We start from the raw sequence: 13,204 nt of genomic DNA on the forward strand, positions 1-13,204 counted from the left end.
TCGGTATGAGTACCATACTTTCACCCGCTGTTAAATATTTTGTGGAAAGATTTGTAGATGCAAAACGGGGAATGTTTATTTTTATTACCGATGGACGCATTTATGATTTAGACAGAGTGAAAATATATACTATACAGTTAGCTCAAGATATTGCATCTGGTCAAAGTCACCCTGTAAAATTTGTTTTGATCGGAGTAGGAGAGGCAATAGACCAAAAACAATTAGAAGAATTAGATGATTTAGATACCGGCACAGATATTGATATTTGGGATTATAAAATTGCCCAAGAAATGGCTTCTTTAGTGCAAATATTTGCTGAGGTTGTTGATGAGAATGAGATAGTAGCGCCCACGGGAACTATTTATGATTCATCGGGTAATATTATCAAGAAGTATACTGATGGTATGCCAGCTAAAGTATCTGTTTCTTTACCTCTAAATTGTGAATGGTTTGAATTAGAAGTTTACGGACAAAGAATTAGGCAACCTGTGATTATCAAAAAATAATTAACAGTAATAAAATAACTCAAGGGTAAAGAACTTAATTAGTTGATTATTTATTGGATAAAAATGGATTAAATATTATGTCCAACTATTGGCGACGCTTACCCATTTATTTGCTGTTAGATTGCTCTGAATCTATGGCTGGTGATGCTTTCTTTTCTCTGAGAAATGCTTTAAATGCCATGATGGGGGAATTAAAAACTAATCCCACAGCTTTAGAAACTGTGACTATTAGTATTATTACATTTTCTAGTCAAGCTAAACAAATAATCCCGCTTACAGACTTGTTAAAATTGCAAATTCCTGATCTAGTATTAGGTTCTGGTACAGCAATGGGATCTGCTTTAAAACTGTGGACACAATGTATGGAACGGGAGGTAATGAAAACTTCCGCTACCCAAAAAGGAGACTATAAACCTATTTGTTTTATCCTCACAGATGGAGAACCTACAGACTCATGGGAAGATATGGCTGATTATGTGAGAAATAATATTGTTGGTAAACAAGCTAATGTGATTGGTGTAGCTTGTGGACCCAATGCAGATACCAATAAATTATGTCGCATTACAGAAACAGTGATTGTTTTAAAACAAGCCACACAAAGCAGTTTTTCGAGATTTTTTAAATGGGTTTCTGCTTCTATTTCTACTACCAGTGAAAGATTAGAAACTTCAGGAGATAAAGGAATTTCTTTACCCGCACTGCCTGAAGAAATGGAAATTCAGCAACCTGGAAAACAACAAGTGATCGCATCAGATTGTCATGTTTTTCTTCATGCTAAATGTATTCAAAATCGTGGTTTTTACCTGTTAAGATATACCAAAATTATTGACCAATTAGAATTATTAGGAAATAGTAATCAGCCTATTTATCAAGCTGTAGCTGCCCATCCTTTAGACAATTTTGAATTTACCACAGGAGAAACAACACTAGAATTACGAGTTTCTACCAGTCAATTACTAGGTTTTCAACCTTGTCCCTATTGCGGTAACAAACAATGGGGAATGTGCGCTAATGGTCATATTCATTGTTGTCCTGAATATGAAAACCCTATTAATATCACCTGTCCTTGGTGCAATGTCACAGATGTATATTCTCCCCAAAGTTTTGATGTTGGTAGCGGGGTGGGATAGTTGAAAGTGAATGAAAATCATCAAGTAGTCATATCTATTTCTAGTTTAGAAAATGAAATTCATCAACTAATTAATTAACAGCGACAAAAACATGGACTAATTTTATTATCCTTTGAGTTTATATAACTCAAAATTTCTGTTAATTTGCCAATTCGTAGAAGTTAAATAATTTCATTAAGGAGTTGAAAATTTATGTCTCGTCGTCTACCTGTTTATCTTGTTTTAGATTGTTCTGGTTCAATGTCTGGAGATCCTATTCAAGCTGTAAACCAAGGAGTAAAAGCACTTTTAGCCGAACTCAGAAGCGAACCCTATGCAATAGAAACAGCCTATTTATCAGTAATTACTTTTGAAAGTACCGCTCAACAAGTTTGTCCATTAACAGAATTAATAACTTTTAAAGAACCAACTTTAGTTGCTGGTGGTGCGACTTCGATGGGTGCTGCACTCCAACTTTTATCAAAATGTTTTGATCAAGAAGTGAAAAAAGCCAGTGATACACAAAAAGGAGATTGGAAACCTTTAGTATTTTTAATGACGGATGGAATGCCTACAGATAGTTGGGAAAAAGCTGCGGAAGAATTGAAAAAGAAAAAACCAGCTAACATTATCGCTTGCGCTGCTGGTAGTGGTGCAGATGAGTATAGTTTGAAAAAAATAACTGAGATAGTTGTGAAATTAAATAATTTACAACCCGATGATCTTAAAGCTTATTTTAAATGGGTTTCCCAGTCTATTAAACAAACATCTCAAAGTGTGGCTCAAGTAATGGCAGATGATCAACCTATTACTTTACCTCCACCACCTCCAGGAATTACAATTATTCCTTAATATGGAGTTAATCTATAGAGTGCGTTAGCGAGCGCGTAACGCACCAAACTTAAAATTTGATTGAAAATTCGATATAAATAATTTGCATAGGGAGAGTGGTTAATTAATATGTCAAAGTCAGAAAAAGAGTTACAAGAATTAATTCAACTGTTTGGGTGGAAACTTTACCTTGAACCACCATCAGATGAATTTAAAAGTAAATGGGAAGATTTTATTCAAGATCAAAAAAATAAAGATTTAGTTTCCAAAGTATGTGATTCTCTTTTGGGTTTAGTTCAACAATCTCTTAATAATAGGTTTGGTGTTAATGAACAAAAAATATCAACATATAATCAATTAGAAATCTCAGAAATTAATAAACTATGGACTGAAATTTTAGATTGGCTAATGTTAATTAATGATCAAAAGAGGGATCGAGAAGAAGAAATAAAATTAAGCAAAAATTTATCCCGTTGGAAACATATTCTGGAAAATAAACTAAAACCAAAGGTTTTATCAATTATTGAGGAAGTTATCAAAATTCATTTAGAACAGAAAAATAAAAAAACTGAATTACTTACAAATCTCGACACTCCCTCAACCATAAAAACTTCTAGTGGACCTATTCCCCCGTGGCAACCTGAACAGGAAACACCGATAATATCTACGGAAAAAACTCCCCAAAATAATCCAAATTTAGAAGAAACAATAACTCCTGAAAAACCTAAAGATGAAGTTACTACACCTTTAGGAATTTGGAAATATCTTCCTATCCCAGACAATGAACCAGATAAGTATGATGAATATATTTCTAAATCTGGAATATCCCCAGAAGGACTAAATTTAATTGCTGCAAGAGTGCGTGGTAAAATGCACAAACATAATGGAACTAATTGTGATGATTGGTTTGAATTTGCTGTTAGTGGTAAATGGACAATTATCGCAGTTGCCGATGGTGCTGGTTCTAAAAAATTATCTCGCATCGGTGCTAAGATATCTTGTGAAGCAGCAGTAAAATATCTGTCAGAATCTCTAGCAAATCATCAAATAAAAGAGGGTATTACACACTCAGAATTATCTACAGGTGAAGATATTAATGAAATTAAAAATATCTTACATCAGGCTATGCAAACAGCTTATCAAGCTGTAGAAGATAAAGCTAAAGATTCACAAGATTCTTTGCGATATTTTAGACTTCTTGATAATAGAGAAGCAGAAATTAAAGACTTTTCTGCCACTCTTCTCTTAGCAGTTCACACAACTATTAAAGTAGAAGAAAATAACTATAATTTAATTCTCACTTGTCAAGTCGGTGATGGGATGTTAGCTGCTATTTCTCAAGCAGGAACATTAAAATTATTAGGTAAACCAGATAGTGGAGATTATGCAGGACAAACAGATTTTCTGACCTCTAAAAATAAACTAGAAACAAGTAATTTAACACAAAAAACCTTTCATTTTTTAGGAAATCTCAAATGTTTAATGGTCATGACTGATGGTGTTGCTGATGACTACTTCCCTAATGATCCAGGAATGTTAGAACTCTATGGAGATTTAGTTTTAAATCAAATTATCAATATTGATAAACCTGAAAATTCGGAAATTAATCAACAGCTACTTACAACCAATTTAGGCAGTATCAATAGTGTTAGAGAGGTAAAATCTTATTTTCAAACACCCGTAGAGAGAATTATTGATCCTTATTTAGCAAATGAACCTGATAAAATATTAATTTCTTCTGTTGCTGATTATGCAAAAGAATTAAACAGAGCAGTATTTGAAGTTGTAGCTTCACCAGCACTGTTAGCAGCAGGTATTATGGATGAATTAATGTGTGAAAAATGCCAAGATATATCACCAGACGAGAAGTTATTAATTTGGCTAGATTCTTATTATCGTAAAGGTTCATTTGATGATCGTACCTTAGTAGTTATTTATTAGGATGTGTAATTATGGAAACAGCAATACTCGCAGATGGTAGCACTATTGAATATCTTCCCGATATGATCGGTGAAGGAGTAATGAAACAAGTTTACTTCACTGCTGATAAATCATCGGTAATTTGTTTTTATAAAGATGAAAATGCTGGTACAGATGTCAACAGAATGCAAAGATTAGAGAAAATTTTAGGTGCTTTCAACCCGACCACTGATAAAACTGGTGAATATTTTAAACAATTATTTTGCTGGCCTACAGCTATAGTTGTTAAACCAAAATTAGGCATTGTTACCCCTACCTATCCAGGAAATTACTTTTTTGAAACCGGATTTTTAACAGGTAAAGAAAAAGAAAGTACCTGGTTTGTCAGACCAAAACCACGTTCTATGTTACCTCCAGAAGAACAGGGAAACTGGATTAATTATTTGAAAATTTGTATTCTTTTAGCACGTTCTGTCAGACGTTTACATCAAGCAGGTTTAGCACATTCTGATTTATCCAATAAGAATGTTTTAATTGACCCTATTTCTGGACAATCTATAGTAATTGATATTGATTCCTTAGTTGTTCCTGGTTTATTTCCTCCCGATGTTTTAGGAACAAGAGGATACATTGCACCTGAAGTTTTAACTACCATTCATTTACCACTTAAAGACCCTAAACGTCAACATCCTTCCGCAACTACAGATCAACACGCTTTAGCTGTTTTGATTTATCAATATTTATTAGGAAGACATCCCCTAGAAGGACCAAAAACTTATCCCGCAGCTTCCGCAGAAGAACAAGAACGTTTAGAAATGGGATCAAAAGCATTATTTATTGAAAAGCCTAGTGATACTTCTAATAAACCTTCAGATTTAAAAATTCCATTTACTGCTTTGGGTTCGCATTTAAGTAACCTCTTTCAACGAGCATTTATTAATGGTTTGCACTCAGTTAATGAACGTCCAACTGCAAGAGATTGGGAAAGTGCTTTGTGTAAAACTTGGGATTTACTTTACCCTTGTCATAATTCCTATTGTCCTAGTAATTGGTTAATTTTACACGATACATCTAATGTGAAATGTCCATTTTGTGGTTCTAAACCTCAAGGAACTATACCTATTTTGCGACTACGTTCTGAACGTCGTTCTGGTCAGTGGACTTTGGATACACAATTAGTTATTTACCATAATATTTATCTGTTTAAATGGCACACTTTTGGTAATGTTTTTCCTGGAGAAACTGCTGATAGAACGCCTCAAGCATATTGTGTATTTCATGAAGGAAAATGGTTATTAATCAATCTCAATTTAACTTCCCTCACGTCTCCTGGTGGAAATTTAGTTGCACCCAGTCCCCAACCAGGACAACCAGGACAAGCTATTGAGTTAAAGGATGGAATTTCCTTCCGACTGTCTCAAGAACCTAATGGTAGAATGGCAGAAGTACAAATGTTAAAACTATCTCATTAAACTGAAAATTTAAAAACACATGGGCATTTTAGATCAATTAAAACAATGGTTTACTCAGTCTAATCCCACTGATGTAAATCAACCCAAAAATCAACCGGAAACTATAAATAATAATCAAGAAAATCAGGTTGTAGAATCTCAAAATCTCAATATTGATCATGAGGAAGTTTCAATTGATGAACAAATAGAAACAATAGAAACTCCAATTAGTACACCTATTTATCAATCTGTACCCAAGACTTTACAAGAACAACTCAATGATTTACAAGATAATGCTACATTGTCTTTATGGCCTCCTCATGGTGAATACCCAGGACCTATTATCATTAATAATTCTGTAGTTTTAGATGGACAAGGGGCGACTATTTGGGCTACTCAAGGTCCAGTATTATCTATTAATTCTCATCAAGTTACTTTGCGGAATTTGCGAATTGAAGTAACAGGAGAAATAAAAATTGCTAATTCTGAAAATAACAATATTAATTGTGCAATTTTAGTTAAGTCTAATCAACAATCAAACCCAGTAATAAGTTTTGAAAATATAGAAGTGCGAGGTTCAGTCATGGGAATATCAGAAGAAGAAGGTGAATGGCAATATCCATCTACCCTAAATATAGGACGAATAGCTCACGGTCAAGAATATAATTTTATTTGGCGGATTATTGTTCCTGTTGATTGTAAAATCATTTCTGAGATTTCAGGAATTGAATTTACTCCTCGTTTACTCAATCCTGGAAAAAATGCAGGTTGTATTCATATCGAAAAACTACCACAAGATACGTTAATTAATGGTAGTATTTATTTGGTTTCTGCTAATTTAAAACGCAGAATTTCTGTAACTGCTCATATTGTTAATTTCAATAGTCAAGATATTTCAATTTCTGACCATCACGTAATTTGGGAAGCGGAATCTTGGTCTAGATTTTCTGAATCAATCATGACGGAAACTAAATCAAATATATCTGAAACGATAACAGAAACAGAAGCAGAACCAGAACCAGAAATAAAAATTATTCAACCTGAAAAACAACGTGAAGAAAAGTTAACAGAATTACCAAAACCAGCAAAAATTGATGCTGTTAATACAACAGAAAAAAATGATGAAAATACAAGTAGACATAGAACCTACAAAGAAGTTAAACCTAATCAAATTTTTGCCTCAGCAGCAGAAAAGCTGAATCAACAACAAAAACAATCACAAATAGTCAATTCTGATAATTCTACAAGTTCAACACCTATTAATCCTATATTTCAAAGTGTCGAAAATCAGAAATTAGAAAGTGCAAATCAGAATGTTACTCCTGCTACGGAAACAAATGATTTAGCTGTAATCAATCCTATTTTTAAAAATTATTCTCCTGTTAATAAATCAGTCAACAGCGAAAATGTAAGTGAGCAAAATTCCTCTCAAGCAAGTGATGCAGAAAATCCACAAAATAATCCTCAATCTCAAAATCCTCAAGTTCAAAATTCTCAAGCTCAAAAAAGAACACAAGCTAGACCTAATAAAATTTTCATGGATAAATAGTGATAAGTAACTCAACCTTAATAATACCCCGATCCCAACTTCTTGAATAAGTCAGGGATCTCTTGAAAAATTAAACAATGAAAGGCTTTTAATGCTATCACCTGTCACCTGTAATAAATTCATTAACTCTCTGCCAAACTTGTTCTAATAAATCAGAATCCGCAACATTAAAATATTCCAAATTAGAAGTTTGTCTAAACCAAGTGCGTTGACGTTTGGCAAATTGTCGTGTGTGCAAAGCTATTAAATCTGTTGCTTCCTCTAAATTAATTTCTCCTGCTAAATATTGTTTGATTTCTTGATAACCTAAAGTATTCAATAATGGCAAATCAACACCATATTTTTGACATAAATCTTTAACTTCTGCCACTAAACCATCTGCTATCATTTGTTCTGTACGTTGGCGAATCCTTACATCTAAAATTTCTGGTTCACAATCTAAATAAATTTGTAAAATTGGATAATTTGGGGGGTTTTCTCCCTGTTGTTCAGACATGGGACAACCCGTGATATAATATACTTCTAATGCTCTTAATGTCCGCACTAAATCGTTAGCATGAATTTTTTGCACTGCTATAGGATCAACTTGTTTTAACATCTGGTAAAGTTGATGTTGACCTAATGATTCTAGTTGCGATCGCAATTCTGGTTGTGGTGAAACTCTGGGAATTTTCATTCCCTGCACTATAGCACGTATATATAAACCTGTCCCACCTACCAACAATAATGGAGAAACTCCCAAATTATCTATTAACTGTTGTGTTTGTTCCTGATAATCTGCTACTGTCATTGTTTCAGTCGGTTCACAGATATCAATCAAATAATGGGGGATTAATTTCTGTTCTTCCCGCGTTGGTTTAGCGGTTCCAATGTCAAACTCGCGGTATACTTGACGGGAATCAGCACTGAGAATGACAGAACCTAATCTTTCTGCTAAACTTAACGCTAATCCAGATTTTCCTGTAGCTGTCGCACCACAAATCACAATTAATTTAATCATTAGTAATTAGTTATTAGTCATTGGGTTATATTAATCTTCATCAGTCCCCAATCACCAGTCCCCAGTCCCCAGCCTATTCCACCCCCTATATAAATTTGCTATTAAATTGCTCTAGAGACGGCATTAAGGCTTTTGTGTTATAATTTTGGGGTGATTTTACTTTTTTAGCCTTTTGGCGAATTAAACCCCTTTTTATCAGGAGAATTTTCATGACGAGCAGTTACAGTGCCGATCAGATTCAAGTTCTGGAAGGTCTGGAAGCCGTCCGTAAACGACCAGGGATGTACATTGGTTCTACAGGACCGCGAGGACTACATCATTTAGTTTACGAGGTAGTGGACAACTCTGTTGATGAAGCTTTGGCTGGTTATTGTACTCATGTTGAAGTGGATATCAATGCTGATGGTTCTGTTACAGTTACAGATGATGGTCGGGGTATTCCTACGGATATTCACCCGAAAACTGGAAAATCAGCTTTGGAAACGGTGTTAACTGTTCTTCATGCTGGTGGTAAGTTTGGTGGCGGTGGCTACAAAGTATCTGGTGGTTTACACGGTGTGGGTATTTCTGTTGTTAACGCCCTTTCTGAGTTTGTAGAAGTAACTGTTTGGCGTGATCACAAGGTACATAACCAACGCTATGAAAGGGGTATACCTGTTACTGATCTGCAAGCAAAACCACATAAAGAACCCCAGACCGGTACTTCTGTTACTTTTAAACCAGATGAGCAAATTTTTACTACTGGTACTGAATTTGATTATATCACTTTAGCAGGTCGTCTGCGGGAGTTAGCCTATCTCAACGCAGGTGTAAAAATTACCTTTACAGATCATCGTTTAGAAGTTATCAAAAGTGATGCACCCAAGGTAGAAACTTATGAATACAAAGGCGGTATTAAAGAATACGTCGCCTACATGAACCGGGAAAAACAACCTTTACACGAAGAAATTATTTATGTGCAGGGGGAAAGGAATAATGTTCAGGTGGAAGTTGCCTTACAATGGTGTACTGATGCCTATACTGATAATGTCTTAGGTTTTGCTAATAATATCCGTACTATTGACGGCGGTACTCATTTAGAAGGTTTAAAAACTGTTCTGACTAGAACTTTAAATGCGATCGCCCGCAAGCGGAATAAAATTAAAGAAAATGAATCTAATCTCAGTGGTGAACACGTCCGCGAAGGTTTAACCGCAGTTATTTCCGTTAAAGTCCCTGATCCTGAGTTTGAAGGACAAACTAAAACTAAACTTGGTAATACGGAAGTCCGGGGTATTGTTGATTCTTTCGTAGGAGAGGTCCTGACTGAATACCTAGAATTTCATCCTACTGTCGCTGATTCTATTCTAGATAAGGCTATTCAAGCTTTTAAAGCCGCAGAAGCAGCACGTCACGCAAGAGAGTTAGTTAGAAGAAAATCTGTACTGGAATCATCCCCTTTACCCGGTAAATTAGCAGATTGTAGTTCTCGTGACCCCGCTGAATCGGAGATATTCATCGTGGAAGGTGATTCAGCGGGTGGAAGCGCGAAACAAGGACGCGATCGCCGAACTCAAGCTATCCTGCCCCTACGTGGTAAAATTCTCAACATTGAAAAAACCGACGACGCAAAAATCTACAAAAACAACGAAGTTCAATCTTTAATTACAGCATTGGGTTTAGGCGTTAAAGGTGAAGAATTTGATGCCTCACAATTACGCTATCATCGTGTGGTAATTATGACTGATGCTGACGTAGATGGGGCGCACATCCGAACTTTGTTGTTAACATTCTTCTATCGTTATCAGCGATCGCTCATTGAACAAGGTTTCATCTATATTGCTTGTCCACCACTATATAAAGTAGAACGGGGCAAAAACTACCAGTATTGTTATAGCGATCGCGAATTACAACAACACATTGCCACCTTACCAGCTAACGCTAACTATACCATCCAGCGTTTTAAAGGTTTAGGGGAAATGATGCCCGAACAACTGTGGACAACAACCATGAACCCAGAAACCAGGACACTAAAACAAGTAGAGATAGAAGACGCAGCGGAAGCAGATCGAATATTTACCATTTTAATGGGCGATCGCGTTGCACCCAGACGGGAGTTTATTGAAACCTATGGTTCTAAACTAAACCTCACAGATCTAGATATCTAATTTGTTATCTTGAATCTAGTTATAGAACTCGCCCTACATCCAATGGATGTATGGGTGAGATTAATTACTAATAGCTGTGTTAAAATACTAGTATTTAACAAGCCGTTCGCCTACATCCACCGCATCAAGTACGATCAAGTATCTCCACCAAGTTCCGATACTTTATCGGGCGTGGTTTTGGCTCACTCGATTTTCTTATAATGAAGCAAGTTTTGGAAAATAAATGTAGTATACTTATAAAATACTTATAAAACAAGTAAAAATACCCTGCTTGGCAAATAAAAATAGCAGTCATTTAAAATACTAAGGTGCTAATATATACCTTTGCCCGGTGAAACTACTAACAATATATTTGCCAATATTGTCATATACCGCTATGGTAAAGAATATAGATTTGCTTTTAGCGTATCGAAGACAGCGAAAGCTCCGAAGGCAGCATAGCGTCGCCACTTACTGATAGCTGAAAGCTGGCGATTTGTATTATGTATCCTATGCACTTTTTTCATAAGTAGGTAAATTGTTTAGCATATCCAATGACAAATTATTTCTCGACTGATTAAAATATCTTTGTATACAATAGGAACAGTTTGTCAAGCTGCATAGGGTTGAAATCTTCACATTGCGCTAATGTGTTAATAAGGCCGAAAAGAGAAAACTCTAAATTCATCTGTCAATCGGCTTATTCTCCCAAAACCTTAACTCCTTAGTTCAGGTTATGAACATAGCATATACAAGGCTTGGTGTCTGGAAACAAGCACCACCACTGTTACACTATTGCCCTATATACTCAGCGGTTAGCCTAGTTTTGCTATCTCAAATAAGTAATTTATGAAGGAATGGTAAACATGGGGGTGCATCAATAACTGCTAACTTGAGTGAACCTCCAATGTGCTGTTGCCAGGAAACTCAGAAAACTATTGTTTTACTTGGGGTTGAAAATCTCCCCATAGCAAGTGCGCCTACCTTTTAATCTAATGAGAATGCCACTGCAAATTCAAAAAATTTCCAACAAGATTTAATGGTGTGACTACCGTTTTTAATGTCTTTTTGATAAAAGTGGCTTCATCTTGGTAAATGAGTTCGTTATTAACACACAAAAAGATTACAATTTCTGTGAAACAGGCTACAATCAGAACAGTCTTAACAGGTAAATCTGCCCGCAGTCATATCCATTATGTCTGAAGTGGTTAATTTCTTGATTAAGGTGTATCTGGTTATAGACCAGTGAATCAGAAGTTCTGTATAACGGCAACAGCGATTAGTTTTACTTTTTCAGAGCAACTCACATAAAAGTGATTTTTTGCCATTAAAGTAAACAACTGCGCCTCCATTGAGAGGAAATGGGAAAGATCATAGGCAAATTAGCCAAAAGCCTATATTTCGGTGAAAAAAAGCTCGATCACAAGAGCAGTAACCACATTTTGAGTAATTGATTCTGCAAGGAGCATGAGGAACGCGGCATGAACCAGGCTAACAACGTACTCGATATTGATTATCGGCCTGACCTAGAAATAAATACGCCTGATATCGAAGAAGAACTCTTATTAATCGAGGATGAAGAGGACTTACTGCTAGTTGATGACGGCGATATTGATGATTTTTTAGAGCCTCAGACTGATGAGGACGACGCAAAGTCTGGAAAAGCCGCTAAATCGCGTCGTCGGACACAAAGCAAGAAAAAACACTTTACCGAAGACTCGATTCGCCTTTACCTGCAAGAAATCGGTCGGATTCGTTTATTACGCGCAGACGAAGAAATTGAACTGGCGCGGAAAATCGCTGATTTACTGGAATTAGAAAGAGTACGGGATCATCTGTACGAACAGTTAGAACGAGAACCCGAATTTAAGGAATGGGCAGAAGCGGTACAACTGCCATTACCAACTTTCCGTTATCGTCTGCACGTAGGCCGTCGGGCGAAAGATAAAATGGTGCAATCGAATCTGCGGCTTGTGGTTTCTATTGCTAAAAAATATATGAATCGTGGCTTATCCTTCCAAGACTTAATTCAAGAAGGTAGCCTGGGTTTGATTCGGGCAGCAGAAAAATTTGACCATGAGAAAGGTTATAAGTTTTCTACCTACGCTACATGGTGGATTAGACAAGCAATTACAAGAGCGATCGCTGATCAATCTCGTACTATTCGTCTACCAGTTCACCTCTACGAAACTATATCACGGATCAAGAAAACTACCAAGCTATTATCTCAAGAAATGGGTCGCAAACCTACGGAAGAAGAAATTGCGACTCGCATGGAAATGACTATTGAGAAACTGCGGTTTATTGCTAAGTCAGCCCAGTTGCCCATTTCATTAGAAACACCCATTGGTAAAGAAGAAGATTCCCGTTTAGGCGATTTTATTGAATCTGATGGCGAAACACCAGAAGATCAAGTTTCTAAGAACTTACTCCGTGAAGACCTAGAAAAAGTCCTCGATAGTCTCAGTCCTCGTGAAAGAGATGTGTTGAGATTACGCTACGGCTTAGATGATGGTCGCATGAAAACCTTGGAAGAAATCGGACAGATTTTCAACGTTACCCGTGAACGCATCCGCCAAATAGAGGCCAAAATGGCTGGAATATTTTATTTTTTGCAGGACACAGTAATCAAACTAATTTGACTGGTGGTGAATTAGGTATTGCTCCTGGTGTAGCTTTATCAATTTCTGAACTTGAACCGGCTTTAATTAC

Annotated in this window: 9 protein-coding genes; 8 read left to right on the top strand and 1 reads right to left on the bottom strand. The window is 36.1% G+C overall.

What is annotated here, in order from left to right:
* The 6 genes from FFR48_RS18785 to FFR48_RS18810 form a co-directional block, all read left to right on the top strand.
* Positions 1–506 (top strand): vWA domain-containing protein (locus FFR48_RS18785; RefSeq protein WP_201277647.1); only part of this gene is annotated, 506 nt, incomplete at its 5' end.
* Between the two features lie 77 nt (positions 507–583).
* Positions 584–1,636 carry a TerY-C metal binding domain-containing protein gene (locus tag FFR48_RS18790; RefSeq protein WP_137668420.1) on the top strand — a complete coding sequence of 351 codons (1,053 nt, stop codon included), beginning with the start codon at positions 584–586 and terminating at the stop codon, positions 1,634–1,636.
* A 192-nt stretch (positions 1,637–1,828) separates the two neighbouring features.
* Positions 1,829–2,467, top strand: a complete 639-nt coding sequence (locus FFR48_RS18795) for a vWA domain-containing protein (RefSeq protein ID WP_137668421.1) — start codon at positions 1,829–1,831, stop codon at positions 2,465–2,467.
* Between the two features lie 108 nt (positions 2,468–2,575).
* On the top strand, positions 2,576–4,387 hold the full coding sequence (locus FFR48_RS18800; RefSeq protein WP_137668422.1) for a PP2C family serine/threonine-protein phosphatase: 1,812 nt from the start codon (positions 2,576–2,578) through the stop codon (positions 4,385–4,387).
* An 11-nt stretch (positions 4,388–4,398) separates the two neighbouring features.
* Positions 4,399–5,838, top strand: coding sequence for a protein kinase domain-containing protein (locus FFR48_RS18805; protein WP_137668423.1), 1,440 nt, complete (start codon positions 4,399–4,401; stop codon positions 5,836–5,838).
* A gap of 19 nt (positions 5,839–5,857) precedes the next feature.
* Positions 5,858–7,366 carry a right-handed parallel beta-helix repeat-containing protein gene (locus tag FFR48_RS18810; RefSeq protein WP_137668424.1) on the top strand — a complete coding sequence of 503 codons (1,509 nt, stop codon included), beginning with the start codon at positions 5,858–5,860 and terminating at the stop codon, positions 7,364–7,366.
* A gap of 97 nt (positions 7,367–7,463) precedes the next feature.
* On the opposite strand, the gene miaA is transcribed toward FFR48_RS18810, so the two are convergent.
* Positions 7,464–8,366, bottom strand: coding sequence for a tRNA (adenosine(37)-N6)-dimethylallyltransferase MiaA (gene miaA, locus FFR48_RS18815; RefSeq protein ID WP_137668425.1), 903 nt, complete (start codon positions 8,364–8,366; stop codon positions 7,464–7,466).
* A gap of 209 nt (positions 8,367–8,575) precedes the next feature.
* Here miaA and gyrB point away from each other — a divergent pair, with 209 nt between their 5' ends.
* The gene (gyrB, locus tag FFR48_RS18820; RefSeq protein WP_137668426.1) at positions 8,576–10,513 is read left to right on the top strand and encodes a DNA topoisomerase (ATP-hydrolyzing) subunit B; all 1,938 of its coding nucleotides are present in this window, start codon (positions 8,576–8,578) and stop codon (positions 10,511–10,513) included.
* A gap of 1,460 nt (positions 10,514–11,973) precedes the next feature.
* Positions 11,974–13,134, top strand: coding sequence for an RNA polymerase sigma factor RpoD (gene rpoD / locus FFR48_RS18825; RefSeq protein ID WP_137668427.1), 1,161 nt, complete (start codon positions 11,974–11,976; stop codon positions 13,132–13,134).
* Positions 13,135–13,204 lie beyond the last annotated feature (70 nt).

Source organism: Sphaerospermopsis reniformis (assembly GCF_005402885.1).
In the GTDB taxonomy this organism is placed as follows: domain Bacteria; phylum Cyanobacteriota; class Cyanobacteriia; order Cyanobacteriales; family Nostocaceae; genus Sphaerospermopsis; species Sphaerospermopsis kisseleviana.